General features: G+C 48.7%; 26 protein-coding genes and 1 riboswitch. Of the genes, 5 read left to right on the top strand and 21 right to left on the bottom strand.

The window, feature by feature from the left end:
• Nucleotides 1-38 precede the first annotated feature (38 nt).
• Nucleotides 39-689 carry a TVP38/TMEM64 family protein gene (locus tag M2277_RS06175; RefSeq protein WP_006210974.1) on the top strand — a complete coding sequence of 217 codons (651 nt, stop codon included), beginning with the start codon at nucleotides 39-41 and terminating at the stop codon, nucleotides 687-689.
• Nucleotides 690-902: 213 nt separating this feature from the next.
• Here the strand turns inward: M2277_RS06175 and mnhG are convergent, their stop codons facing one another.
• The 9 genes from mnhG to M2277_RS06130 all read right to left on the bottom strand — a co-directional run bounded on the left by mnhG (nucleotide 903) and on the right by M2277_RS06130 (nucleotide 8,494).
• Entirely contained in the window at nucleotides 903-1,313 is a 411-nt protein-coding gene (mnhG, locus tag M2277_RS06170) for a monovalent cation/H(+) antiporter subunit G (RefSeq protein ID WP_036637160.1), read from the bottom strand.
• Nucleotides 1,297-1,590 (bottom strand): Na(+)/H(+) antiporter subunit F1, encoded by a 294-nt coding sequence (locus M2277_RS06165; RefSeq protein ID WP_006210979.1) that lies wholly within the window; start codon nucleotides 1,588-1,590, stop codon nucleotides 1,297-1,299. The genes mnhG and M2277_RS06165 overlap by 17 nt, the downstream gene beginning before the upstream one ends.
• Nucleotides 1,587-2,066, bottom strand: a complete 480-nt coding sequence (locus M2277_RS06160) for a Na+/H+ antiporter subunit E (protein WP_006210980.1) — start codon at nucleotides 2,064-2,066, stop codon at nucleotides 1,587-1,589. The genes M2277_RS06165 and M2277_RS06160 overlap by 4 nt, the downstream gene beginning before the upstream one ends.
• 5 nt (nucleotides 2,067-2,071) lie before the next feature.
• Nucleotides 2,072-3,556: a Na+/H+ antiporter subunit D gene (locus tag M2277_RS06155; protein ID WP_076150566.1), complete on the bottom strand. Its 1,485-nt coding sequence runs from the start codon at nucleotides 3,554-3,556 to the stop codon at nucleotides 2,072-2,074.
• A complete protein-coding gene (locus M2277_RS06150) occupies nucleotides 3,549-3,887 on the bottom strand; it encodes a Na(+)/H(+) antiporter subunit C (protein WP_006210982.1) in 339 nt (112 codons plus the stop codon). The genes M2277_RS06155 and M2277_RS06150 overlap by 8 nt, the downstream gene beginning before the upstream one ends.
• Nucleotides 3,888-3,889: 2 nt before the next feature.
• On the bottom strand, nucleotides 3,890-6,748 hold the full coding sequence (locus M2277_RS06145) for a Na+/H+ antiporter subunit A (RefSeq protein WP_006210983.1): 2,859 nt from the start codon (nucleotides 6,746-6,748) through the stop codon (nucleotides 3,890-3,892).
• A 484-nt stretch (nucleotides 6,749-7,232) separates the two neighbouring features.
• Entirely contained in the window at nucleotides 7,233-7,859 is a 627-nt protein-coding gene (locus M2277_RS06140) for a DedA family protein (protein WP_006210985.1), read from the bottom strand.
• Between the two features lie 126 nt (nucleotides 7,860-7,985).
• Nucleotides 7,986-8,261, bottom strand: coding sequence for a hypothetical protein (locus M2277_RS06135; protein ID WP_040680739.1), 276 nt, complete (start codon nucleotides 8,259-8,261; stop codon nucleotides 7,986-7,988).
• A 23-nt stretch (nucleotides 8,262-8,284) separates the two neighbouring features.
• Nucleotides 8,285-8,494 (bottom strand): hypothetical protein, encoded by a 210-nt coding sequence (locus M2277_RS06130; RefSeq protein ID WP_006210987.1) that lies wholly within the window; start codon nucleotides 8,492-8,494, stop codon nucleotides 8,285-8,287.
• Nucleotides 8,495-8,724: 230 nt separating this feature from the next.
• Between M2277_RS06130 and M2277_RS06125 the strand changes: the two genes are divergently transcribed.
• Nucleotides 8,725-9,735, top strand: coding sequence for a glycine-rich domain-containing protein (locus M2277_RS06125; protein WP_280754379.1), 1,011 nt, complete (start codon nucleotides 8,725-8,727; stop codon nucleotides 9,733-9,735).
• Between the two features lie 98 nt (nucleotides 9,736-9,833).
• Here M2277_RS06125 and M2277_RS06120 read toward each other — a convergent pair whose 3' ends face one another.
• From M2277_RS06120 to M2277_RS06070, 11 genes are all read right to left on the bottom strand, one after another.
• Nucleotides 9,834-10,691, bottom strand: a complete 858-nt coding sequence (locus M2277_RS06120; RefSeq protein WP_036637145.1) for a M23 family metallopeptidase — start codon at nucleotides 10,689-10,691, stop codon at nucleotides 9,834-9,836.
• A gap of 211 nt (nucleotides 10,692-10,902) precedes the next feature.
• Nucleotides 10,903-11,415 (bottom strand): hypothetical protein, encoded by a 513-nt coding sequence (locus M2277_RS06115; RefSeq protein WP_006210990.1) that lies wholly within the window; start codon nucleotides 11,413-11,415, stop codon nucleotides 10,903-10,905.
• Nucleotides 11,416-11,709: 294 nt separating this feature from the next.
• On the bottom strand, nucleotides 11,710-12,741 hold the full coding sequence (locus M2277_RS06110; protein ID WP_280754378.1) for a hypothetical protein: 1,032 nt from the start codon (nucleotides 12,739-12,741) through the stop codon (nucleotides 11,710-11,712).
• A gap of 4 nt (nucleotides 12,742-12,745) precedes the next feature.
• A complete protein-coding gene (locus tag M2277_RS06105) occupies nucleotides 12,746-13,090 on the bottom strand; it encodes a PadR family transcriptional regulator (RefSeq protein WP_006210992.1) in 345 nt (114 codons plus the stop codon).
• Nucleotides 13,091-13,392: 302 nt separating this feature from the next.
• On the bottom strand, nucleotides 13,393-14,430 hold the full coding sequence (locus M2277_RS06100; protein ID WP_280754377.1) for an NADH:flavin oxidoreductase/NADH oxidase: 1,038 nt from the start codon (nucleotides 14,428-14,430) through the stop codon (nucleotides 13,393-13,395).
• Nucleotides 14,431-14,543: 113 nt separating this feature from the next.
• Entirely contained in the window at nucleotides 14,544-14,978 is a 435-nt protein-coding gene (locus M2277_RS06095; protein WP_006210994.1) for a MarR family winged helix-turn-helix transcriptional regulator, read from the bottom strand.
• Nucleotides 14,979-15,195: 217 nt separating this feature from the next.
• On the bottom strand, nucleotides 15,196-15,996 hold the full coding sequence (locus tag M2277_RS06090; protein ID WP_280754376.1) for a Cof-type HAD-IIB family hydrolase: 801 nt from the start codon (nucleotides 15,994-15,996) through the stop codon (nucleotides 15,196-15,198).
• Between the two features lie 182 nt (nucleotides 15,997-16,178).
• On the bottom strand, nucleotides 16,179-17,600 hold the full coding sequence (locus M2277_RS06085; protein WP_280754375.1) for a sucrose-specific PTS transporter subunit IIBC: 1,422 nt from the start codon (nucleotides 17,598-17,600) through the stop codon (nucleotides 16,179-16,181).
• Nucleotides 17,597-19,099 (bottom strand): glycoside hydrolase family 32 protein, encoded by a 1,503-nt coding sequence (locus M2277_RS06080; protein WP_280754374.1) that lies wholly within the window; start codon nucleotides 19,097-19,099, stop codon nucleotides 17,597-17,599. Before M2277_RS06080 ends, M2277_RS06085 begins: the two co-directional genes overlap by 4 nt.
• 178 nt (nucleotides 19,100-19,277) lie before the next feature.
• Nucleotides 19,278-20,276 carry a LacI family DNA-binding transcriptional regulator gene (locus tag M2277_RS06075; RefSeq protein ID WP_063479896.1) on the bottom strand — a complete coding sequence of 333 codons (999 nt, stop codon included), beginning with the start codon at nucleotides 20,274-20,276 and terminating at the stop codon, nucleotides 19,278-19,280.
• Nucleotides 20,277-20,520: 244 nt separating this feature from the next.
• Complete coding sequence (locus M2277_RS06070; RefSeq protein WP_280754373.1) at nucleotides 20,521-21,369, bottom strand: bifunctional 5,10-methylenetetrahydrofolate dehydrogenase/5,10-methenyltetrahydrofolate cyclohydrolase; 849 nt, start codon at nucleotides 21,367-21,369, stop codon at nucleotides 20,521-20,523.
• Nucleotides 21,370-21,439: 70 nt separating this feature from the next.
• A riboswitch (ZMP/ZTP riboswitch) is annotated at nucleotides 21,440-21,519 on the bottom strand.
• Nucleotides 21,520-21,674: 155 nt separating this feature from the next.
• On the opposite strand from M2277_RS06070, the gene M2277_RS06065 reads away from it, so the two are divergent.
• From M2277_RS06065 to M2277_RS06055, 3 genes are read left to right on the top strand one after another with little or no spacing between them, the layout of a single operon-like run.
• Nucleotides 21,675-22,691, top strand: coding sequence for a permease (locus M2277_RS06065; RefSeq protein WP_280754372.1), 1,017 nt, complete (start codon nucleotides 21,675-21,677; stop codon nucleotides 22,689-22,691).
• 28 nt (nucleotides 22,692-22,719) lie between these two features.
• Nucleotides 22,720-23,685, top strand: coding sequence for a TIGR03943 family putative permease subunit (locus M2277_RS06060; RefSeq protein WP_280754371.1), 966 nt, complete (start codon nucleotides 22,720-22,722; stop codon nucleotides 23,683-23,685).
• Nucleotides 23,686-23,692: 7 nt separating this feature from the next.
• Nucleotides 23,693-24,745, top strand: a complete 1,053-nt coding sequence (locus M2277_RS06055) for a CobW family GTP-binding protein (protein WP_280754370.1) — start codon at nucleotides 23,693-23,695, stop codon at nucleotides 24,743-24,745.
• Between the two features lie 182 nt (nucleotides 24,746-24,927).
• Here M2277_RS06055 and M2277_RS06050 read toward each other — a convergent pair whose 3' ends face one another.
• Nucleotides 24,928-25,179, bottom strand: coding sequence for a YolD-like family protein (locus tag M2277_RS06050; RefSeq protein WP_006211000.1), 252 nt, complete (start codon nucleotides 25,177-25,179; stop codon nucleotides 24,928-24,930).
• Between the last annotated feature and the right edge of the window lie 129 nt (nucleotides 25,180-25,308).

Raw genomic sequence — 25,308 nt, 5'->3', positions numbered from 1 at the left:
CATAATTTTACCCTAGGCAGGGAGAGGATTCACTCATCATGTTGGAATGGCTTCAGAATGTATGGACCCATATGAAAGATATTGATATGGATCAAGTGCAGGGATGGCTTCAGCAGTACTCCCAGCTGGGACCCATCCCGGGCATATTGCTTCCATTTATAGAGGCGTTTCTTCCCATCCTGCCGCTTATCGTGCTGGTGATGGGGAATTCCGCTGCTTATGGCTTATGGTGGGGATTCTTCCTGTCATGGATTGGCGTCTGCCTTGGATCCATTACGGTGTTTTGGATTGTTCGCAAGCTGGGAGGCAAGCTGGGCCTGCTTATCCAAAAAAGAATGCCGGGATCTCAGCGTTTTTTCCACTGGATTGAGGAGAAGGGATTTACCCCCATCTTCATGCTGTACTGCTTTCCCTTCACCCCGTCCTCGCTGATTAACATCGCCTCTGGCATCAGCACGGTATCGGCAACAACGTTCACGATAGCCGTAATGGCGGGAAAGTCCGTTATGATCTTTATGGTCGCTTTCATCGGACATGACTGGAGAGCGTTCGTTGAGCAGCCCTGGCGCATTCTCATCGCCGCTTTGGTACTGTGGCTGCTGTGGCTGGCCGGCAAGAAGATGGAGAACCGCTACCACCATGAAGACCAGCCTGACGGCGCGTCAAGCAATAAGAATACGAAGCCATAGTGGACTCATGACAAGGACCCGCCCATCCCATAACAAGGACAGGCGGGTCTTGTCGTGAAGAAGCAAGCGTTCATCCCGTTATCTGATTACACTCCGTTGCTTCCCTCCTTGAATTCGGGATCTCCTGAATGAACCTGTCTGCCTGCAACAGAAGCAGGGCTGCCATATTTGAAAAGGCCCGCATTCTATCAGTAAATCGTCCACTCATAAACTTCAGCTTTCTTCATTTACCCCTGCTTTGGAGGAATCCACCGCCTGAGACTCGCGCATCCGCTCCCGTTCGCGTTTAAGTGCAGGCTTCAGGTCGTCGTGGACACTTTTGTCCCACATGGATACACCCGATCGATAAGCGGCCCTTCCGTTCAGGTGACCTGCCACCGGTCCCGTAATGAACACGAATACGATACCCAGCAGCAGCTTGGCGCTGACATGCTCCAGGTAGAACGTGAAATACAGGAATGCACCTGCAAGGATCAAGAGGACGCCCAAGGTAGCGCTTTTCGTAGCTGCATGGGAACGCATGTAAACATCCGGCAGGCGAATCAGGCCGAACGCACTCAATGCACCGAGCAATGCACCGAGCAGCACTATGAGTGCAATGATAAACTCACCGATCTGACTCATCATTTGTGCGTTCAATGACATCACCCCTCTCAATATATCTCGCTAGTGCAGTTGTTCCGATGAAAGTCAAAATTCCAATTAACAGGATAATGTCGAAATAGACGGTTGTCCGAAAGAGCATGCACAGGACAGCAATCATGGATAACAGAATAATACCGATCGTATCCAGCGACATAATCCGGTCGTTCATCGATGGCCCCTTAATCAAACGGTACAAGCAGCCCAGTATCGCAAGAGACAGTATGACCAGCGAAGCAATCAGCATACTGTTGATCATGTGCGGGTCACCTCCTTGATCGCCCTTTCAAAGGTACCACGGATCTGGTTCGACAGCTCTTCAACATCCTCGATGTCCATCGCATGAATGTACAGCGTCTGTCCTTCACGCGACACCTCCAGTGTCAGTGTTCCCGGCGTCAGGCAGATCAGGCAGGACAGCACCGTGATCTCCCAGTCCGATTTCAGCTCGGTTGTATAGGCGAAGATGCCTGGACGTACGTTCAGCTTCGGCCGAATAATCTGACCGATGACGGTGATGCTCGATTTAAACAGCTCGCTTAGAAACAAGAGCAGCAGCAAGATGACCGACCACAGCTTGCGCAGATAGAAATCATTCGGCCAGAAGCGTCTCAACAAGTAAATCAGCAAGATTCCGATCAGATATCCGACAATAAACTGCTGAGGGGACCAGTTATTGTTCAGAAACATCCAGACAACGGCAATGATGATATTTAACAGGATTTGATGGCCCATATCCACTACTCCTTTAATACGGCATTAATATATAGTGATGGATCGGATAATACGGCGCCGGCTTGAGAGGTATAGGAATAAATCCACTCCGAGCCGACTCCAAGGACAATCACCATAACCGATAACCCGATAACGGCCGCATAAGCTGTCCGATGGATTCTGACCGGCTGCTGCGTATCACGCGGTCCAGGGACATCTCCCCAGAAAGCTCCCATGAACACCTTTATCAGGGAATACAATACAGCTAGACTTGATGCCAGGGCCAGTCCAGACAGCCAATAATGTCCCTCGCTCAGCCCGCCGCGGATAATAAGGACTTTTCCAAGAAAACCGCTGAGCGGCGGGATGCCAACCAGTGCAAGTGCAGCAATGAAGAACATCCATCCTACCAACGGATGACGCTTCATCAGACCGCCCATCTCACTCAGTTTATTCGTGCCAGCCGATGCTATGATGATGCCGCCCAGAATGAAGAGCAGTGCCTTCGCAATCATATCGTGCATCAAGTAGAATACGGCTCCATTCAAGGAATCGGAAGACGCGACTGCAACCCCAAAGGCAATGAAACCCACACTGATAATGATGTTATAATTCAGGATTCGTCCAAGATCCTTGTAGGCAACCGCGCCCAAGCTACCTAGAATCATCGTGGCTGCGGCCATCCATCCGATGATGGCATGAATGCCGCCAATATCATGATAGAAGATCAAGGTAAAAGTACGGATAATCGCATATAACCCGACCTTTGTGAGCAGCGCGCCGAACAAAGCGGTCACTGCCGCTGGAGGCGCACTGTAGGAGCCCGGCAGCCAGAAGAACAGGAACAAGCCGGCCTTCAGGGCAAATACGATCAGGAACAAAATGCCGATGACCGACAATACGCCATCCTGGTGCACTTCGGCCACGCGTTGGGACAGATGCGCCATATTCAACGTACCCACCGTACCATACAAGTAGGCAACGGCTGCAACAAACAGGGTGGATGAAATAATATTAATCAGCATGTACTTTAGGGTTTCTCTCAGCTGACGCTTCGTTCCGCCCAGCACAATCAGTGCATAGGAAGCGATCAGCATCACTTCGAAACAGACAAACAGGTTGAACAGATCCCCCGTCAGGAATGATCCGATTACGCCAGCAAGCAAAAATTGAAAAAAGGGATAGAAGTAGTGCTTCTCTCTCTCTTCCCCAATACTTCGAAACGCGTAGAACAGACAGCCTGCAGCCACAATCAGCGTTGTAAGAACCAGCAGTGCCGCGAGCATATCCGCAACAAACACAATCCCGTATGGTGGCAGCCATCCGCCCATATGAAGCGTCTGAATGCCTTCATGGTTCACTTGATTTACGATGAACAGAGCGACCAGTACGTTCATCACAACGCTGATGGCGCTAATCAAGCGCTGCGCGCGGACGTATTTGGAGCAGAAGATGAGAATTACGGCTGTAACCAGCGGAATGAGAAGCGGAAGAACGATTACATTATTCATCCTCCGTCCCCCTTAACTCTTCCATGTTATCAGTGCCGAGGCGTTGATACGCTTTATATGCCAATACGAAGAAGAACGATGTGACACCGAAGCTGATGACAATGGAAGTTAGAATTAAAGCTTGCGGAACCGGATCGACGTAAGCGGATGCCTTTTCGCCAAGCAGCGGTGCCGCTCCGGTCTTCAGCCGCGACATGGTGAGCAGAAGCAGGTGGACACCATGGGTCAGGAGCGATGTACCCAGAATAATCCGCAGCAAGCTTTTGGACAGAATCTGGTATATCCCAACGGCAAAAATAATCCCGATAGCAAGTGACATATAGAGTTCCATGGTCAGTTATCCCTCCCAATCGAATTGATGATGGTCATCGTTACGCCAACAACGGCTAAATATACGCCGAGGTCGAAGATAACGGCAGTAGCCAGCTCGGTTTCTCCAAGCAGTGGCAGGTTGAAATATCCGAAGGAATGACTTAAGAACGGTGCGCCAAAGGCAAATGAACCGATGCCCGTAAGCAGAGCAATGAGAAGTCCTGTCGCCATAACCTTCCGGAACTCGAAGGGCACGATTTTCCGGGTCATGTCCATGCCGAAAGCCATCGACAACAGAACCAGTGCCGCGGAAGTCATCAATCCTCCAACAAACCCTCCGCCAGGCTCATGATGTCCAGAGTTGAACAGGAACCATGAGAAGGTTACCACGATAAAGATGACAACTTTGGAAACAGTCCGCAGAATGACGTCGTTGCTGTTGGGCAGATAAACACCTTCGTAGCGATCCCGCTCGCCTAGAATGCCTTCACCCAAATCGACTTTGATCAAGGCGTAGATTCCAAGGGAAGCAATGCCCAGAACCGTAATTTCAAGCAGGGTATCGAAACCGCGGAAGTCCACCAGAATGACATTGACGATATTTTTACCGCCCGCGGAGTTGTAGCTCTCTTTAATGAAATAGTCCGCAATCGATTCAAAGGCCCTGCCGCTGCTGGCAGCGAGTGCAATCAAGGTAACCACGGCCCCGACGCCGACCGATATGAGCAGATTTCTCCACTTCAGGCTCATCGGAACCTTTTCCCGCTTCAGCTTCGGCAAATGATAGAAACAGAGCAGGAACAGCATGACGGATACCGTCTCTACAACCATCTGCGTTAGCGCAAGGTCCGGCGCACGGAACAGGACAAAGAACAAGGTAACCATGTAGCCGGCAGCACCGGTTAATATGATCGCCATCAGTCGTGTACGGACGAACGGAAGCGCAATGACCGGAATGACCAAGCCCAGAATCGCAACTGCCTCATAAAAAGACATTGGCGCGTATGCAGACATATCAAACCCGATATTGTCTATCAGCAGCAGCCCTCCGCCAAGAACGGCAATAAAGAATACAAAGATATACATGACGTAATGACGGATTGAACCTGTCATGTAAGTCGAGGTCAGCGACTTGCCGCCTCTTTCGAGGACGCGCAATCCACCGTCATACAGACGGTTTAATGTCATTCGCTTACTCAACGGACGGTTCAGCACGCTCACGCTGCCATGAAGTTTATACAGAACGGTACCCAGAACAATAATGCCGATTGTCATATAAATTTCCGCAGTCCAGCCGTGCCACATCTCGATCTTCACGTGGAAGCGGTCGCCTCCTGCCAGCAGCCCCGGATGAATGGCAGCCATAGCCGGTTCAATAAGGGAGTAGGACAACAAATTCGGAAACAGACCGAAGACGATGGCCAGCGAAGCCAGAATTACTGGAGGAATCAGCATCCCCAGCGGTGCTTCATGCGGCTTCTTCTCCAGCTTCTCAGGCTGGAATTTTCCGGTGAAGGTTCTGAATACCAGAATCATGCTGTACAGGAACGTAAACACGCTGGCTATCCATGCCACAACAGGGATCAGCACACCCCACGTATCTGCATTCCAGAAATTCATATGAGATGCCTGCAGCACGGCGGTGAAGAACATTTCTTTACTTAGGAATCCGTTAAACGGAGGCAGTCCGGCCATGGAAAAAGCTCCAATGACAGCCACCGTGAACGTAATCGGCATGAGTGACATGAGACCGCCGAGCTTCCGCAGATCCCTGGTGCCCGTCTCATGATCCACGATGCCGACCACCATAAACAAAGCGCCCTTGAATATCGCATGGTTGATCAGGTGGAAGATGGCTGCTGTGGTCGCTTTCGTATAGAGCAGCGTGTCCACGCCTCCTCCATAATAAGCAGCCGCAGAACCCAGTCCGAGCAAACTCATGATGAGCCCCAGTTGGCTGATCGTAGAGAATGCAAGCAATGCCTTCAGATCCGTCTGCTTGATCGCGCGAATTGAAGCATAGATCAACGTGGTCAAGCCTGTAATCGCAATGATCCAGAACCAAGCGGCCTGACCGGCAAATACCGGACTAAAGCGGGCAACCAGATAGATTCCCGCCTTGACCATCGTGGCCGAGTGCAGATAAGCACTGACCGGAGTCGGCGCTTCCATGGCATCCGGCAGCCAGATATGAAATGGAAACTGCGCGGATTTGGTGAAGGCGCCCAGCAGAATCAGGATCATGGCTGGAATAAACAGCGCTTCGCCGCTGATGCTTCCCACATTCGCCACAATCTCGCGGACACTGAAGGTGCCTGTCATGGTATACAACATAATGAATCCAGCAAACATGGCTAGGCCACCGAATACGGTGATCAGCATGGATTTCAATGCCCCGTACCGGGAACGGTCGCGATGGTGCCAGAATGCAATCAGCAAGAATGACGAAATGCTGGTCAGCTCCCAGAAGCCGTACAACACCATCAGGTTATCGGAGAGCACCACGCCCAGCATGGCCCCCATGAACAGAAGCAGATACACATAAAATCTGTGCACGGCTTCCTTCTTTTTGTCCATATAGAAGATAGAATACAATACCACAAGCGAGCCAATACCCGATATTAAGAGTGCAAATATCAAACTTAACCCGTCCAAGTAGACCGTAAAGTTAATTCCAAGGCTTGGAATCCATTCCAGAACGGCCTGAACTTGTTCACCTCCCTGAATGGTTGGGATAAGACCCAAAAAGTAGGCAAACAGGATAACCGGTACCGGCAGAATCACCCATCCGGTATGAACACGGCCTATGAGCTTGTAGGTCAGCATAACCACAAGCGCTACAATAAAAGGTGCCAGAACGGCGATGTGCAGCAAAGACAAAGTCTACTCCTCCTATAGTCCGAATTTTCCTTACATTAGTATTTCCCCATTAATTTAGGAATAAGTCCAAAAAAACACAAAAAGAGCCCGCTGATGGCAGGCTCCTCCGGGTAAAACCTTATGGTATTTTTTCGAATCACACTGAAAATCAGTATATCTTGTGAGCAAAACTTTGTCAAAGGTTATGTTGGAATGAAATGTGATCAATCAGGAAATCACTGTATATAAAGGAGTGGTTCCCATGATAATCAAAAAAACATTGGTTTGCGCTATCATTTTTGTCGTTATTTTAGCTGCAGCCATCCTAACCGATAGTCGTACACGATCACGCTATCAACCGGACAACACGTCTTATATACAAAGGTATCAAATGCAGGATTTCCAAGAGGAATCCCGATGGTTCTCGCCTAGAGAATATATAAAAATCATTCGGAAATCGCCGGAATCCGGACCGGATCAGCCATAGTCCTTGTCCTGTGGCTGTCTATCCGTGAAACTGAATTTCACTGTTTTCTTTGCTTCGCTTTTTTCTCCGGATCAGCCACGATATGATCATGATGACGGCGAGACCAGCAACTACAGCTGCCACATAGTAACCGTAACGGTTAATCATCAGTCCAATGTGATCAACCACCTGATCCCCAACAAACATCCCCAGAGAAAAATAACCGATGGTCCATACCAAGGACGCGGAATAGGAGAACATCGCAAATCTTCGATAGGGCATCCCCTTCATGCCTACCGCATAGGGAGTTACGTTGCGCAATATCGGTAAGAAAGCGCTGATGCAGATCGCATAGTTGCCGTATTGGTGAGTCAGTCGTTCGGATACATTAAGAAACTCGCGAATTTTCGATTTTTCCCCAACGCGGTTTAACAGTTTGCTTGCGGTAAACCGACTGAGCATAAATCCTACCGTCGAGCCTGAGCATACCCCGAGAAAAGTCATAAAAAAAGACGGTACCGGTGATAAAATCTCGGATGCCGCTAACGCTCCACCGGTCATGGCCACGACTTCATTAGGCACAGGAAGGCCGACCAATCCAAGGCATAATACAAGAAATAGCGCATAATGCCCGATCTGTTCAATAAAATCTAATAGCGTATCCACGCCTTGGCCCCCTAATCCGTCCCTTAAAATATATAACCAGTTTATATGCAAGCGCCGCATTCGCACACGTGCTGCAGACGAGGATATGCACTGGACCTGAGACTAGGATCAGTCCATCACGATCTCTTATAGATTTTTAAAAGCTGCAATAAAAGACTGCGGATCATCCTTCACCGTGTAAGAGTACACGCCTTGCTGGGTATGCAAATATAAAAAACCACCGCCGCCTCCCAGAGGCCGATACGAGAGGTCAAACACCTGCTTAATCGGGAACTCGCGGTATTTCGTGACGATTCGATCCTCATACAAGAGCATCTCCCGGCCTTGCTCCTCGGTTCGTTGTTCGATGCCATCCACGACTCGGTTGATTTTGTAATAGGGCTGCATCGCTATACACTTCATAAGCTCCCTCCTTGCTGTCTGTGTCATCCTCGCTTCGAAGATTGCACTTCCCCTCTCTTCTTCCTGCGGTTCCTGATTCGTTCCATCAGCTCCAGGGCTCCAATGAATAGAACGAAAACTACGAATAACCCGATCGCCCGGCCTGGTTCAATCAGGCCATATAAAGAAGCAGCGATGCCGGTAATCCCTACAATAATAATACCTAATACTGAAAGTTTCCAACCTGTTAACATATGTATGCTCCTATAATAAACATAATTGCCATTCATTAAATCGATAGCTTTAAGATTGTCCAGATGTACATTTCCAGACACAGGGAATGTATCATAAAGAAGCCCCTACATTCAAGTTATAACGGAATCGGCAATTTCAATTGCCAAACACTCGTGACTCCTGCAATAATTTACTCAAGGAGAGGAACGATAAGCTGGCTCCGGACACAAATAGACAGGAGGAATACCTTATGAACACATCCATTTGGATCCTGATCATTTGTTTTATTTTGGTGGATTTATGGATTATTGCTTTATTTGTCTTCAAGCGCTCGTTGCGTAATATTAATAGTCAGCGGCTCCCTAAAGAGAATAAGGCTCGACGCGGGAAAACACCCGATTTGCCGCCCATCGTGAAAGCGGGAAGCCCTGCAAGTGAGCTTGCCGGCAGACTGGAGGCCGCCCTGCCTTATACCTATCAGAACATGCTGAAGCAGAGAGTAATGAGTGAGCATCCGGACATGTCAGAACCGGAATATGAATGGCGATGGCAAGAGCTGAAACGTTTTTTTATCCTGTGCGCTGTTCTGGACCGAGTCCCGATGTTCAGCAAAGACGTGGACGAAGTGTGGCATGAAATGCTGATGTATACATACGAGTATCAACAGTTCTCGGAGCGCTTTCTTGGCCGTATGCTTCATCACGCTCCCAACACCGGAAGCGAACATGTTCCCATCCCGAATGAACGGGCATGGTTTGACACGGTCTATGTCCAATTATTTGGCTGGCATGAATACAGCACCAAGCTATGGGGAGCATTCTTCCGCGTCCCGCTGCCACGCGAAGAGCTGAAGGACTACGGTTCTGGCCATTTCGCCGTGAATCATGGTCAGAAGCGTTTTAACGCTTGGACTTATGAGAGCATGCCTGCGGCACGTACGGCGATTGATGCCGTCATTCATGATTTGCAGGATCGGATTAGAGCAGCCGAGGCGGAGCAGCCGCGTAATCGGAAGCTGGTTAATTTCCGCAATAGCGATGTGCTGCTGGCGGCGGCCGTTTATTATGCCTGGAACGCACCCGAGCAATTCTCAGATCATATGATCCCTGATGAGCGGGAGCTTTATAAGAGCGGCAGCAGCTCCTCTTGCACCGCTGCTTCGGCTTGCGGGTCCGGCGGTGGCTCGGACTCCGGCAGCGGATCCTCCTGCAGCAGCGGTTCGTCCTGCGGCAGCAGTTGCGGAGGCGGCTGCAGCAGCTAATGTGAATCGGGGCCGCAGCAGGTGTGCCAGAGAGTTTATCAACTATATGTAGAACAGGGCCTGGAATAATTCCAGGCCCTGTTTATGTTATGGATGCGTTATTTCCCGCCGTCTACAATTTCACCTTTTCTTACCTTTACATCTCCCAGCCAGTTGATGTTAAGAGATTTCGTGCCGTCTCTAAACAGATCTGGATGATCCGACACTTGAAAATGCAGATGTGCCTCACTGGAATTGCCGGAATTGCCACACAACCCAATCCGATCACCCGATTCCACGTCCGTCCCCTCCAACACGCACACCGATCCCAGCTTAAGATGCGCATACAGGCTGTATTCATGGCTGCCATGATCGATGATGACATAATTTCCTGCAGGTTCGGTTTCGTTTACCACTCCGACGGGCACGTTATCCGCGATGTTGTTCTCAATGGCAATCACTTTACCGCTGGCACCTGCTAGAATTTCTTCTCCAAACGCGAAGTAACTTTCGTTCAAATCGGGATCCCCATGGTAGGTCATCCCTTCCTCCGTTCTCACAACATCGATGGCATACCGCTGGCTCGCCTCCACGTAATGATAATTGTCCATCACATGCTCGCCTCCCCAGAACACATACCATTTCCCCTTAAACGGCAATTTGAACGTTGTTGCCGAATAACGGCTATCCGATTCCGAAAATCTCTCAAGAGGCGATAACATGAATCCGACAATCATGCCCGCTTCATCGATCATGGCTTGGATTCCTTTTGTCCCGCTGTCATCCATCCAGTGAATCATTCGAAGTTTGTTCATCGTGTTGTCCAGAACGAGATGGAACGCACTCACCCCAGCCGTATATTCCTTGGACATCGCTTCGAATTGTTCCACCGTTACAAGTGCTCGCAATTCCTCCTCAAAAAGCTCATACAGCACGCGATGTTCCCCATCAAGCATTAGTTTCGGAGCATCTACCATATTCAAGTCCTCCTCCATATGTATACGGGTCCACTACGACCCAAGTATACCTGATGAGATTTATCTTGATCGAAACAGAAGCTTAACTTTAGCTAAACTTTCTTCTGCAGCGAAAATTCAATGATCAATGATTTCATATTCCATATAAAAAGCACCTGTAACCATCCTTCGACGGTTCAGGTGCTCCTATTCACGATGTGACTTGGCCATATTATCCATTGGACGAGAGAATCATGCCGGAACGGGTCTGCGGCCCGACTTTGCGGATTGAAATCTGATTTTGTTCGGCCCAGCGTGTCAGCTCCCGAATTCCTTCGCAATTCTTCTCTTCAAATTTAAAACAGCAGTACATAGGGGGTACGCTCTTATCCTTGAGAATGAATTGAAAAGCGGCCTTGTGACATCCGGAAACCTTAATCTCACGAATCTGACCGGCATGAACTTCAACACCATTAATTGTAATCGTATCGGAATTCCCGTCAATCTGGACTTCACGCTTTACCAAACGTGCATAAGCTTCAATTCCTAATGCCGCAACAATAACGACATTCACAACCATCTGCATATAGAATAGGACAGGATACGAATATTCCGTCAGTGTCGCAACTTGAAACATCATGATGCTAATTACCAGAGCAAATAAAATAATGTCTTTCATTCTTGTAGAATAGTGAATTGCGAATTTCATAATCATCAGCTCCGTTCGTTCTGTAAGGGTTTTCATTTGCTTCTTTCCTTATTATAACACCATTGTACATAATTTTGACACATATAATTCACATTTCTGTCAAAAAAATATTTGCTTCGCTCCATATTCTATGCTTATTCGAATGGCGCAGTGTCGTCCATGGTCTAGCCAACCGCATAACTACTCGGTGATGATCAGAACCTGTCCCCAGTGAATGCGGAAAAAGTGGGTATGAGCGATTGGTTCCTATGGCATCTCTTAACAACAAAAAAAGAGCATCCCGCCAGATCCAAAATCTGTTGGGATACCCTTTGTTTCAACCTGTTGTCTTTACTTGGTTAACGCCGTATTTCCTTCCTTTCTCCGAAACCGTTTCATCACGACAGATACGGTATCAATAAGGGCGATGACCACAATAATGTAAATGAGGCCGTCCCTGGATCGATCCCAAATTAACTTTACGGTCTCATACGATCCATCTCCCGTTGTTACAAGTCCTGATTGAACGAGCTGATCCATGAATATCGGATTCCAAATCGTCATATCGGAGAACAGGATCACCGCAACGATAACGGAAGCAATGTTAAATATAACATGCATGACGGCAAGCTGCGGCGTCCACTTTCTTGTGATTAATTTCCTGGCTTCATTAAATATGCTGAAGGCGGTAAGAAGCCATATCAGCGGCAAATACTTGGCGAAGGCAGCCTGTTCAAACACCGGAATGGCGATCGAGTGTTCAGCAAATCGATGAACACCGATCAAGTTAATGGAAAACGTGTTAATGGAAAACGTTAACAGGACGAAGAACAGCACGGAAAAGAGGATGCCAAGCACCGGCTCGCTCGGTTTAATCCGGGTGGCTGGTTCTGGAATTGCAGGCAATTCCGAGGGTTTCCATGGATCATTGGAGACTTGGCGAGCCCCGCGGTATTCGATAAAGGCAAAAATAACGGTTACCCAGGCAAATCCGTGGATTCCTACGCTAAGCAGCGAGACAAGGTATTCCAGCAGCTTCTCGGCAGTGGGTTCCGTGCTTATAAAGAAATTAACGATGTAGACGATCCCAAGAGCAACGGCTATCGAATACAGAACAATCCTTAGGACGGACCAATAGCTGTCAATCAAACCAGGACCAATGAGATACCTTTCCCTTCCTCTGTATCTGGCTGCCATTTCCACGGGGGGGCCGAGCTCAAGCAGCACCTGCTCCACTTCTTCCAAACTAGCGGTCTCCCTGTCGGCTCCCCGGTCTTCCAGCATGTCTTCGACGAGTCCTTGAAGCTCCTTCTCAATATCCGCCCGCTGCGATTCGGGCAGCTTCTGGGTCACCGCATAAATATACCTGTTAATCAGATCCATCACTTTAGTCCCCCTTGTCATTTATAAGTCCCTCCAGACTTGTCATCATATCTTTCCATTCATGGTAGAGCTGCCGATATATATCCTTGCCTGTCTGACTTATGATGTAATATTTCCTCGGCCGGGCTTCATTTGTATCCCACTCGCTGTTAAGCAAGCCTTGTTTCTCCAGCCGTCGCAGCAACGGGTAGAGCGTACCCGCTTCCACGTTGATCCCCCTCTCCTGCAATATGGTCACTAATGAATAACCATACTGCGGCTCGGACAACTGACTGAGAACACCAAGGATGATCGTACCTCGCCGAAGCTCCTGCACCATACTGTTTAAAATGTCCTGATCCTCTGGCATATCATCATCTCCTGGAAAAGATTATACTGTATGTCACACACTAATGTAAATAAAATATTAATGATTATTTAAAATTATTTTAGATGGCCTTATGTTAACTACTGCCAAGTTTGATGACTTACCAAATTCGGCCAATTGCTTGTACGCAAAAAAAGGTTATCCTACAGCCGTGACGGACCGTAAGATAACCTTCTCTATTTATGCTCAACCCATTACAGGGATACTGTGGATGTTCACGTCAGGGAACCTGGTATACCAACATTATCGTTCATTGGCAGTTACATGTTCATATCTTGCCTACCTTATCTCGTTTTTCTGGGAAATCCGTTCTGATACTGTGTCGGAATTGCCGTCTCCTTCTGCAGGACAACTGCAGCCTCCAATGCCCAGTAAGGGTTCCGAAGCATTCCTCTTCCAACGGCAACGAGATCTGCTTCTTCATTGCCAACGACCGCATTCGCCAGTGCAGGTTCATCCAGACGGCCAACAGCTATGACCGGTACTTGCAGCACTTCTTTAATTTGTCTGGCTAGCGGAACTTGGTATGCCACATGTGTGCCCGGTCTGCCTTCAGCCGCAATCGGTCCTTCGCCGCCTGCGCTGATATGGAACATGTCGACACCGGCAGCCTGATATTCTTTGGCGAAAGCGATGCTCTCCTGAATGCCGTAACCGCCTGTCACGTATTCTCTTGCAGAGATTCGCATGATTAATGGCATATCTTCCGGCATTTCACTTTTTGCGGCTTGAATGACTTCTTTACCAAACTTCGTTAAATCCTGGCCATACTCATCTTTTCTTTGGTTCGTTAACGGGGAGTGGAACTGATGAATCAGATAACCATGCGCACCATGCAGCTCAATTGCATCAAATCCCGCCTTCACCGCACGGCGTACAGCCAGACGGAACTTCTCCACCATCTGCTGAACTTCTTCAGTTGAAAGAGCTCTGGGCGTTTTGGAATTCTCGTCAAACGGAATAGCCGATGGAGCCACAGGTGTCTCCGCATCCTCTGCTTTCCGGCCGGCATGTGCAATTTGGATCGCTGCCTTCGCACCATGCTGGTGAACAGCATCAACGATGCGAGCCAAAGCCGGGATATGATCATCCGACCATAAACCGAGGTCATAATCGGAAATCCGTCCATCCGGTTCGACGTCCGTCATTTCAACGATAACAAGTCCCGCTCCGCCAATCGCACGGCTGGTATAGTGCAAGTAATGCCAATCCGTCGCGATTCCGTCCTTGTTTGTTACGGAGTATTGGCACATCGGCGGCATGACCACCCGATTTTTCAATTCTAAAGATTTCAGTTTGTATGGGCTGAATAAATGTTCCATTGTAACACGCTCCCTCTATTCAAAAAGATTGATTCGCAAACTTATTAATGCATGCGCATGCATCTAAAATAACAAAATAAGAACCAACCGTCAATAAGGAGACTGAAAAATGGTCACGCCTGCACCTGTTTTAATACATCCTGAAGTCCATGCTTCAGCTTAGGCGCAGAGAATTGCTGCTCCAATACCCCTTGGACAGTAGCTTTCGCTTTTTGCAGCTTCTCTTCACCGATATGAGTTAGCGATGTATAGATCCCTCTTCTGTCATCCTCGCAGATGGCTCTCTGCATCGCACCGCAGCTTTTGGCTTCAAAACGGCTGACGAGTCTCGATATCGCACTTTGACTAAGGCCCACCATGGTTTGCAGCTGCTGAAGGCGCAGTTTTTTCTCAGGCGACTCCGATAGAAATAACAGCACATAAAATTCATTCAACGTTAAATCATGCTTTTGCTGCAAGGTTTGTTCCAGCTCATGGGTAATCATCGCCTGAACCTGCGTTAAAGATAGCCAACTGGTTATAAGAGTATGCGTTTGTTCTGTTGACATAAGGTCTCCACCTGTTCTAGGTATATTTCCATCAGATGATCCACTCTGCCACCATCCAACGGCTCACTATTAGTTATTAATAATAACAACTCCCCCTTTGGGACGTCAAACCTATCATTCGTTAAATCGTTCCGCCAACAACCAACATGCCAGTCTATAACCCTCAAGAGAGAGCTTCAACTGACACGCTGTAACGGACTTTTTTCTCTAAAAGAGACTAAACAATCTCCTGCGGTTCCTTATCCAACAGTCCCAGCATTTGAAGGCCGTGCTTGATCCCGTCCTGAGCAACATCCCGGGTCACGTATCTTGCTGCCTGTTTTACAATCTCCGGCGCATTCCCCATTGCTACACCGTGACCCACGTACGACAGCATCTCCAGATCATTCAGATAATCGCCAAAGGCGATAGTATCCTCTAATTGGATACCAAGCATATCAATCAATGGTTTGATTCCTTGGGCTTTTGAACCTCCCGCAGGAAGAACATCGATTCCATAAGGCCCCCAACGCACAAAATCAAACTGTCCCTCGAAACTTTTCGCATAAGCCGATTCCTCTTCCTCCGTACAGAAGACAATGGCCTGATAAATATCTCTGCCCAGATAATATTCCGGATCATATTCCGGGATTGTAAGTTTGAGTTCTCCCCAGCTGGAATCGATATGAACATGCTCGGTTACGTTCATCTTCATCGCTTCGCTGCCGGCATAGATAATCGGATGGTCAAGAAGAACAGCCTGTTCCGTAAGCTGCTGCAAGGAATCCTGCGCCAATGGATTGCCGTAGATCGGTTTGCCTTCATGCACCACATACTGGCCATTCAAACAGACATACGAATCGATACCCAGTTCCTCACGCAGTTCTTCAAAATGATACGGAGCACGCCCTGTTGCAATGGCAACGATGTGTCCGGCCTCCTGTAGTTGGTGAATGGACTCCCGTGTCGTTGCAGGTACCTTCTTCTCATGATCCAGCAGGGTTCCATCAATATCAAAAAAAATCATTCTCTTCATCAATTACGCTCGCCTCTCTTCCGTATACTCAAGCTTGTAACTACATTGTAAATGATGAAAAGCATTTCAGAGCAAGCATTTTTTTAGCTTATCCTCCGGGTATTTGTGTTTCATTCGTCAGCCAAGATTTTCTTATGCAGCGTACAAAAAAAGCCCGCGTGTTAAGGCGGACTTTCCTTATGGCTTTAATTTGCTTCCGAGCGAACCTCTTCCAGCATTTTATCATTGAATCCGAACATCCAGGTCAGTACAAATGCAATCGCCATCGCCGTTACATTGCACAAAACGTAAAGTGGAAGCTGGCTGTTCAAGTATAACAGCGTGCCCGGGATAACGGTAATTGCCATGCCTGTGGCCTCAAGCTGAAAGATGGAAGCCATGAAACCGCCCACACCGCCACCGATCAAGCCGATAACAAACGGTCTGACGTAACGGAGGTTGACCCCGAAGATTGCAGGTTCGGAGATTCCCAGCAAGGCCGAGAATGCCGATGGCAGGGATAATGCCTTGAGCTTTTTATTTCTCGTTTTGAGTCCGACAGCCAGACAAGCTGCACCTTGAGCTGCCATCGCACTGGTCACGATCGCATTAAACGGATTGCTTCCTGTCTTCTCAAGCAGCTGAATTTCCAGGAAGTTGAATATATGATGCACGCCGGTAACCACAATAATCTGGTTGAAGAAACCGATGACCAGACCCGCGATACCGAATGGCAGCTCCAGCAAGAAGGTTGTTGCGTTCAGCACGACCTCTTCCAGGGAATGGAATACGGGACCGATCGCGAACAGGCCAAGCGTAATCATAACAAGCAAGGTTAAAAATGGCGTAACGATCAGATCGATGGCGTCAGGAATGCGTTTTCGCAAAAATCTCTCGAATTTCGCGCCCAGCAGTCCAATGAAGAATGCCGGCAGGACCGAGCCCTGATACCCGACGACCGGAATGAAATCAAAGATCATGAGTGCCTCAGCCGAACCGTTGGCGACGCTGTACGCATTGGGAAGAGCCGGGTTAACCAGCATCAATCCCAGGACGATACCGAGCACGGGGCTTCCTCCGAACACTCTGAATGCGGACCATGCCACCAAGGCTGGCAAAAAAGCGAAAGCCGTATCCGTCAGTACCTGGGTGAAGAGCAGGAAATTAGCCGAGATATCATCCGGTGTCGCACCGAACCAGGCAAGCACGGTATCCTGGGTCAGCAAGCCCCGTAATCCCATGAACAAGCCAGTGGCGACCAGTACAGGGATAATCGGCACAAACACGTCACCGAATGTGCGAATCGCCCGCTGAAACGGATTCCCCGACTTTTTCGCCTGAGATTTCAATTCTTCCTTGCTTGTGCTCTCCATTCCAAGGGATTCGACCGCTTCAAAAATCTGATTGACGGTTCCTGTTCCGAAAATGACCTGGTATTGCCCGGAGTTGAAAAAAGCTCCCTTAACCTTATCGATCTGCTCAACCTTCTTCTGGTCAATCTTCTTCTGATCATAAACCATGATTCTCAGTCTGGTTGCACAATGGGCAAAGGAAGCGATGTTCTCCCTGCCGCCAATGGCTTCCACTACCTGCCTTGCGATTTCCCGATTATCCGCTGCCATGTTCATACATCCCCTTCTTTATCTTTTACGGCTTCGGTCAGATCCCATTTCGCGACCTTCAAGCCGGCACTGCCGTTCTGTACAAAAAATCGAATATTTCGGCTCTCCCACTTCGGAAAAATCCGGCTTGTAAACACCTCTTCGCCATCGTTGATGAACAGCTCGACCGAAGAGATGTCCACAAACAGATGAAATTTGATCGAATTTCTTTCGGTTGGCAGCTTACAGGATCGAACCGTTCCGTAATCACTGACAATCGATGCTCCCGAAGAAGAGCGATCCAGCGTAACCTTCCGTTTGCCGGATTCATATCGAATAACGGTTCGTTCCCCTTCGCCAGCCCGAAATTCAATGCCAACAACGTCCGCTTCGATTGCTTGGAACTCGCATATCATCTCGAATGCGGTCCCTTGCACCCCCTTGTAACTCTTCACTTCGCTGTGAAGCGTATCCGCTGCCTCTGCGACCTTGTTGCGGAGCACCTGAAGCTCGGGGACCGGCTGTTGATTCAACCTGCCTTCACGGAACGTAAGCATACGAGGAAGCGTCAAACAATGGGCCCAGCCATGCGAGTCGGTGGGATACCCGATATCCGGCAAACCCATCCAGCCCACCATGATGCGCCGGTCTTTCTCATCCAGCATGGTCTGCGGCGCGTAGAAATCAAAACCTCTGTCCAGCTCGCAAAAGGAGCCGTGATCCAACTCCAGCGTATCCCTCTTCAGCGGTTTACCTGAAATATAGCCGGATTGATATATGTTTTGAAAATGGTCATCCTCCGGAAGCAGCCCTTGTGGTGAAAACAGCAGCACCCCTTGGCCTTCCAGTTCAAAATAGTCAGGGCATTCCCACATATAGCCGAAATGCTCAAGACGGGTTTGAATCTCCCCTTTGAATTCCCAAGACAGCAAATCCGAAGATTCGTAGATGACTGCCGAACCGGTCTGATCAACCCTTTGGGCGCCGATGACGAACCGGTATTTGTCTTGGTCTTTCCATACTTTCGGATCCCGGAAGTGTTCGGTATATCCGTCCGGCACATGATCGATCAGCGGCTTATCAAGCTTCGTGATCGATCCGTCGCGGTCCATCACAGCCATGCATTGATAAGATTGCCTGTTCCATTCCTCGTCCCGGGCATTCCCGGTATATAACAGATACAGTTTGTTGTCTTTCACGATCCCGCTGCCTGAATATGCGCCATAAGCATCAAACAGCTGCCCTGGTTCAATGGCGATGCCTTTGTTATGCCAATGCACCAGATCCTTCGAGGAAGTATGATACCAATATTTCAAGCCATGAAACGTCCCCAAAGGAAACCATTGATAAAACAAGTGATATTCCCCGTTATAATAAGAAAATCCGTTGGGATCATTCATCAACCCCATGACGGGCTGTATGTGAAACGTCTGTCTCCATTCGCTTCGTCTCGCCTGCCTCCTTAATGAAGCAATCTCTTCGGGAGAAGCCTGATTCAGGCGGCGGTATTTCAGTTCTCTGTCCATATCTCTTCTCCTTATAAATGGGCTAACTAAAGAATCAAACAGACGTGCTGCAGGTGTACGTGAACAAAACCAATCATAGTGGAACCGGTTCCAATCAAGTTTAAAAATAATGAACTCAGTTCCATTACAAGCAGCAAACGCCTGAGTTGGAACCGGTTCCGTTTTTAGTATAAAATAACTAATTCAGATTGTCAACGCTTTCCCGATGAATCATCTCGCAATTCATGACCGTCAGGAGATCCGCAGGCTCGTCGTTGACCAGCTTGATAATATGCTGTGCAGCGAGGTGCCCCGCTTGAAAATATCCATATTTAACCGTGGTCAATCCGGGGTGAATCACCTCGGTTACATCGTATCCGCCAAATCCGGTAACGGAGAGTTCGCTGGGAATTTGAATGCCCTTCATATGCGCAGCTTTCATCACGCCAAGCGCGATGTTGTCCGTGGCGCAGACCACCGCCGTTGGCAGCGTTCGATTAGATTGGAAAATCGTCAACGCGGTCTGAACGCCATCTGACATTTTAAATCCACTTTCATAGAGATCGAGATTCACTTCCACACCAACATGCTCGCTCACCGCTTTCAGAAATCCTTCCTTTCGTTTGACCCCAACTGCAACGTCTTTTTCCGTAACACCAATATAAGCTATGTTACGATGTCCCTTGGACAGTACATAACGCCCCATGTCATAGCCTGCGGCATAGTCGTTATAAATCATGCTGTGAACATCCTTGTGCTGTTGTCCGAGCAGAAGAACGGGAATGCCGATCTCTTTAATCGCGGCAAGATGCGTCTCCGTCACCTGTGTGGCGAATAGAATGATCCCTGATATTTTTTGTCTGGCGAGGTCATACAGCGCCTCAATCTCTCGGGATAAATCCTGGCTTGCATTAATGATGAGAAGCTGATATCCGTGTTCCCTTAGTTCTTCGTCCATTCCGGCCACGGTCTGCGATGCGGAAAATGAGTCCAGACGCGGCATAATGGTGCCGATCATACTGGTTTTTTTCGCTTTTAAGCTCTGTGCAAAAGAATTCGGAATATAGCCGGTTTCCTGAATGACCTGCTCAATCTTTCGGCGTGTCGCATGGCTTACGGATCCTCCGTTTAAGAAACGGGAGACCGTGCTTTTGGCAACTCCGGCTTTGTGAGCGATATCGGCGATCGTGTTCTTCATTCACTGATCACCGGAGCCGCACAACAGGCTTTGATTCGTGTATGCATGAAGCTCTCCCCTTCGATTTCGCATTTCTCTAACTATACCATGACCTCCGGGCGTCCGTGAAATTGCAGGCCTAGGGCCTATCATTTTATAGACCATACCTCTCTAAGATCCAAACTTTGGCGTTGATAAAGCGATTCGAAGGGGATTATTCTTGGTTCCCCTTAACTTAACATGTAGATGGTCTATGGCTTTCCCCTTAGACTTGCACGGTTCGCTCAGCCGATTCTACGGTATGCTTCAGCAGCGTAGCAATCGTAACAGGACCCACGCCGGCAGGTACCGGCGTAATCGCGGAAGCAGCCTTCGCGCAAGCTTCATAATCGCAGTCACCGATATTCCCTTTGTTATAGCCTGCATCCAATACAACGGCCCCCGGCTTGATCCAGTTCCCTTGAATAAAATTGGGTTTGCCTACGGCAGCAACAACAATATCCGCCTGCGAGACAATATTGGCGAGATCCTTCGTTCTCGAATGACAGATCGTAACCGTAGCATTGCGATTCAGCAGCATCATCGATACCGGCTTGCCGAGAATCGGACTGCGTCCAACAATGACGGCATGTTTCCCTTCAATCGGCAGGTTGTAATAATCCATAATCGCAAGTATCGCCGCAGGCGTACAGGAAGGATATTCGGCAAAACCAAACGCATTTTGCGAGAACCCAAGCGTGGTGACCCCGTCCACATCTTTTTCAATATGGATGGTATCAAAAGCCGCTCGTTCATCGATATGATGGGGTACCGGATGCTGCAGCAGAATGCCGTGAACATTGGGATCCTCATTCAGCTCTTGAATGGCTGCCATCAGTTCCTCCGTTGTTGTCGACTCGTCTAGCACCACTTTTTTAGATATAATTCCAAGCCGCTCACAGGCATTTCCCTTCATTCGCACATAGGTTGCCGAAGCCGGATCTTCTCCTACCAATATCGTTGCCAGGCAAGGGGTTACCCCTTTCTCCTTAAGCTCCTGCACCTTCACGGCCAGCTTGGCCTTGATATCGTCGGATACCAGCTTTCCATCCAAAATCACAGGTTCCTTACTCATTGCACATCCGCTCCTTCGCCATTGTTATTGTAATAAACATAAAGAGGCAAGGCGACATCTCTGTCTCCTTACCTCTTGCCCAGGCGTACGGCATATGATCCTATGTGCTCCCTCTTGGTGACCCAAGTTACGCCAGTAACACATAGATAACTTTTTTTAATATACCATGACTTTGGACTTCACGCTACCAGGATGATGCGCCCGTTCCAAATCGTAATCTTTTTGATTAAATTATTAAAAACACGTATGTTGCCGATTGTCCAAGCATAGAATGTGCTAAGAACATTTCGCTTCAGGAGGACTTGATGAGACATCCCGTTGTATTTAAAATGCTGCCCTTCATCCTGCCGCTTGTCTTCGTGATTCCGGTCTTAACGATATGGCTCCAAAATGGTTCTGGTTCCAGGCTCGTCGAAATCCTTGACATGCAGCAGGTCAAAACCATTTTTACTGGCATCTTCCTTGAGGCGCTACCTTTTGTTTTGCTAGGCGTGCTGCTCTCGTCCCTTCTGCAAATGTTTGTAAAAGAGCAATGGGTGCGCCGTCTTATACCCAAAAATCCGCTCATCGGCGTCTTGTTTGCTTCCATGCTGGGCATCGTGCTTCCCATATGTGAATGCGGGATGATACCGGTCGTCCGAAGGTTGATGTTAAAAGGAATGCCTGCCTACATCGCTGTCACCTTTATCCTCAGCGGCCCCATACTGAATCCGGTCGTGTTCGCCGCAACCATCATGGCCTTCCGCTCGCATCCCGAAGTGGTGATCGGCCGGATGGGACTAGCATTGGCCGTTGCCGTGACGATAGGTTTAATCGTATATGTATTCTCCAAACATAATCCGCTCAAGCGATCCTTTCAGGAGTTTACCGAACAGGGCTCCGTCAATGGGGGACGGAAAATGCATGAGCACCCTAAAACATGGAGGAGCATGTTTGTTCACGCCGGAGACGAATTAATTGAAATGACCAAGTATCTGGTTCTTGGCGCGTTCTTGACCGCCTGTATCCAATCCTTCATTCCAAGGGATGAATTGTTGGCATTAGGAAACGGTCCTGCCGCCTCTTATCTGTTCATGATGGGGTTTGCGTTTATATTGTCGCTCTGCTCGACTTCGGATGCCTTTGTCGCGTCTGCGTTCACGCACAGCTTTTCGGTCGGTCCGCTGGTTTCCTTTCTTGTTCTCGGCCCGATGCTGGATTTCAAAAGCTTGCTTATGCTGTCCGCTACGTTCAAGACCAAATTCGTAATCGGTCTAAGCCTGCTGGTTATCACGCTGGTCTTTATCGGCTCTATAGCCGTTGATGCTCTGTTTCGAGGTTAGCTTATTGGGGAGGAGGCTGATGTAAACGATGATTTCCAGCTTGGCTATACGGGGCCATTATGTGCTTCGGTCGCTGCTCATTGCAGCTCTTGCCTTCTATATCATGCATCTGAATGCTACAGATTCTCTTCATTATTACCTGGCTCCACACATGCAGACCCTGCTGCTGCTCTGTCCGGTCCCGCTTCTATTCATTGCATTCGGTATGCTGTGGCACGCTCTTGGGGGTGATACCGGAGAAGTGTGTGATTGCGAGCATCCCCTGCCTAACGGCTTTGTCAAAAACATGACCGTCTACGGGTTGTTCGCAGTACCGCTGCTGTTCGGCCAGCTTCTGCCGAATCAAGCTCTTGGAAGCGACATGGCTTCCAAAAAAGGCATGATCTACACCTATCCGAACCCGGATGTCCGCCGTAAGGCCGAGGACCAGAACGCCTCTGCAGCCTCTGAGACAAATAACCACTCTCTATCTGCTGATCAATCGGCGACCCAAGACGCCTCGCAGCAGGAGCTGTTTATTGCCAAGGACATCTACAGCGTGGAATTCGCAGAGCTCGCCAAGCGTTTATATACGCTTTCCGTCATTTCGGTTGAACCTGACATTTTCTCGGAGACCGTCGGTGCCATCGATATGTATAAACAGCAGTTTCAAGGAAAATCCATTACAGTCCAAGGTTTCGTCCATCGGGATAAACATATGTTAATAGACACGTTTGCCGTCAGCCGATTCCTTGTCATGTGCTGCACCGCTGACGCCATCCCGTTTGGCATTATTGTCCGCGGCGCGAATGCTTCGTCTTTTGACAATGACACATGGGTTCAGATCGATGGCACGATCCAGGTGAGTACCCTAAATGGTGAGAAAACTCTTCAAGTGCAAGCCGAAAAAATTCAACGGATTGAGCAGCCGGCATCCCCGTACATTTTTACAAATGCGGACTCCGTGGCGGAGTTTGATGAACTGTATTCCAATATTAAAGATACCGGGAGGTAAGGAACCGATGAGCAAAGTGCCTGTAATTATGATTAGCGGTTTTTTGGGAAGCGGCAAAACAACGCTGCTGCTCAGACTGCTGGATTATGCCGCCAAGCAGCAGTGGAAGACAGCCGTATTGATGAACGAGATGGGCGATCAGGACGTGGATGGGGCTATCGTATCCGGCGAAATGCCGGATCTTCCGATCGAGAAGCTGCTTGACGGCTGCATCTGCTGCACCAAACGAAGCGAGCTTGGGCAAGCTCTGAACACCCTGTTAGATCAGAAACCTGATCTCATATTTATTGAGACCACCGGAGTCGCGAACCCTGAGCAGATTCTTGAGGATCTGCAGGATCCGTCCCTTGTGGATCGCATATCGATCCAGCGCAAAATCGCTTTGGCCGACGGCAGCAAATTTCTGGAATACAACAGCTTCTTCGCATCCAGCCGCGAACTGGTCCGTACCCTACGGGGACAAATCAGCTTCGCGGATACTATCATCCTTAACAAAGCGGGTGAATGCGAAGAGAAACATCTCAACAAGGTCATCACTTCCATACGAAAAATAAACACGGCCGCAAGCCTGTCCGTGACCGATTACAGCCGTATAGATGAGCTGGAAGTGTTTCGTGAATTCTCACTGCCAGCGGATGTTCTCACAGATCAAATTCAAGACACACCATGGAGTGAAGAGGCCCTCAAACATGAGCCTCATCCCCAGGGAGCCCCAATATTCGCGAATCACCGCCATCAACATGGAGTGGAGTCAGAGCAGACAAATCCCTCCTTCTCGGGTCTGGATACCTTAACGTTATCCGCGCCAACCCCTATCCCGCTTCGCATAAGTGTGATCGAAGCCTTTTTGACCGCGCGCAGGTCCAGCCTGATACGAGCCAAAGGCTATATTCAGCTCTCGACTGGCCCCACACTTGTTCAGTGGGCGGGTTCACAGCTGGAATGCCAACCAAGCACCCTGCGGCTGCAGCGCGGATATCTCACACTCATCGGCCATCGTCTGGATAAAACGCGCATCGTACAGGAATGGGAGGACTTACTGAGCGGCGTGGTGCAATAAAGTGAAAATCATGTGGAAATAATCCCAAGAGATGTGAGTGCAACCGCGATGGGAGAAACGTTTCATACATGGAGCATCTTCCAGCAGGAACAGGGGCATCTCACAAGATCTAAGATCTTATGAGACACCCCTTGCGGTAACTGGTAGTTTAAACACATGCGTAATTCCGATAGAATCATAATTTATTCCCGGGGATAATTCACTTCCATGATGTCCATAAATGAAACTTTAGTAACCTCACCATTATGTTTCATATGTACCTTCCCTGTTCGGGAGTCCATTTGATCGATTTGTCCGCGAACCGTCTCTTCCCATCCCCATACCGTTAATACAATCACAGATTCCTCTTGGTAAGCTTCTGTAAGTTGATTGCCGAGCTCTTCAAGTACAAACTCATCTCTAGTAGGTCTCTTTGGTACTTTTGCCTTGGCCATATCCTTGCCCTCCTGATTTATGTTGTTCATGCTGCAGCATTAAATTTCGAATGAACGATTTCTTTCATCAAAACGATGAATTGGGAATCTTCTTCCTATTATACATCAAAAACGATCCAGAATGCTCAG

The organism is Paenibacillus sp. LBL, from assembly GCF_029893715.1.
GTDB classification, from domain to species: Bacteria; Bacillota; Bacilli; order Paenibacillales; family Paenibacillaceae; genus Paenibacillus_AQ; species Paenibacillus_AQ glucanolyticus.
Note: the sequence above shows the minus strand (reverse complement) of the source record. Positions and strands in the feature narration are given on the sequence as shown.

Bases quoted from the DNA above. Each gene is read 5' to 3' on its own strand.
- M2277_RS06125 (WP_280754379.1), top strand. From the start codon at position 8,725: ATGAACACATCCATTTGGATCCTGATCATTTGTTTTATTTTGGTGGAT.
- M2277_RS06075 (WP_063479896.1), bottom strand. From the start codon at position 20,276: ATGAAGAACACGATCGCCGATATCGCTCACAAAGCCGGAGTTGCCAAA.
- M2277_RS06165 (WP_006210979.1), bottom strand. From the start codon at position 1,590: ATGATCAACAGTATGCTGATTGCTTCGCTGGTCATACTGTCTCTTGCG.
- M2277_RS06110 (WP_280754378.1), bottom strand. From the start codon at position 12,741: ATGGATCTGATTAACAGGTATATTTATGCGGTGACCCAGAAGCTGCCC.
- M2277_RS06155 (WP_076150566.1), bottom strand. From the start codon at position 3,556: ATGAATAATGTAATCGTTCTTCCGCTTCTCATTCCGCTGGTTACAGCC.
- M2277_RS06050 (WP_006211000.1), bottom strand. From the start codon at position 25,179: ATGGCCAAGGCAAAAGTACCAAAGAGACCTACTAGAGATGAGTTTGTA.
- M2277_RS06060 (WP_280754371.1), top strand. From the start codon at position 22,720: ATGATTTCCAGCTTGGCTATACGGGGCCATTATGTGCTTCGGTCGCTG.
- M2277_RS06065 (WP_280754372.1), top strand. From the start codon at position 21,675: ATGAGACATCCCGTTGTATTTAAAATGCTGCCCTTCATCCTGCCGCTT.
- M2277_RS06070 (WP_280754373.1), bottom strand. From the start codon at position 21,369: ATGAGTAAGGAACCTGTGATTTTGGATGGAAAGCTGGTATCCGACGAT.
- M2277_RS06095 (WP_006210994.1), bottom strand. From the start codon at position 14,978: ATGTCAACAGAACAAACGCATACTCTTATAACCAGTTGGCTATCTTTA.
- M2277_RS06175 (WP_006210974.1), top strand. From the start codon at position 39: ATGTTGGAATGGCTTCAGAATGTATGGACCCATATGAAAGATATTGAT.
- M2277_RS06105 (WP_006210992.1), bottom strand. From the start codon at position 13,090: ATGCCAGAGGATCAGGACATTTTAAACAGTATGGTGCAGGAGCTTCGG.
- M2277_RS06115 (WP_006210990.1), bottom strand. From the start codon at position 11,415: ATGAAAACCCTTACAGAACGAACGGAGCTGATGATTATGAAATTCGCA.
- mnhG (WP_036637160.1), bottom strand. From the start codon at position 1,313: ATGAGTCAGATCGGTGAGTTTATCATTGCACTCATAGTGCTGCTCGGT.
- M2277_RS06160 (WP_006210980.1), bottom strand. From the start codon at position 2,066: ATGGGCCATCAAATCCTGTTAAATATCATCATTGCCGTTGTCTGGATG.
- M2277_RS06135 (WP_040680739.1), bottom strand. From the start codon at position 8,261: ATGAAGTGTATAGCGATGCAGCCCTATTACAAAATCAACCGAGTCGTG.
- M2277_RS06085 (WP_280754375.1), bottom strand. From the start codon at position 17,600: ATGAACATGGCAGCGGATAATCGGGAAATCGCAAGGCAGGTAGTGGAA.
- M2277_RS06130 (WP_006210987.1), bottom strand. From the start codon at position 8,494: ATGTTAACAGGTTGGAAACTTTCAGTATTAGGTATTATTATTGTAGGG.
- M2277_RS06120 (WP_036637145.1), bottom strand. From the start codon at position 10,691: ATGGTAGATGCTCCGAAACTAATGCTTGATGGGGAACATCGCGTGCTG.
- M2277_RS06055 (WP_280754370.1), top strand. From the start codon at position 23,693: ATGAGCAAAGTGCCTGTAATTATGATTAGCGGTTTTTTGGGAAGCGGC.
- M2277_RS06150 (WP_006210982.1), bottom strand. From the start codon at position 3,887: ATGGAACTCTATATGTCACTTGCTATCGGGATTATTTTTGCCGTTGGG.
- M2277_RS06080 (WP_280754374.1), bottom strand. From the start codon at position 19,099: ATGGACAGAGAACTGAAATACCGCCGCCTGAATCAGGCTTCTCCCGAA.
- M2277_RS06100 (WP_280754377.1), bottom strand. From the start codon at position 14,430: ATGGAACATTTATTCAGCCCATACAAACTGAAATCTTTAGAATTGAAA.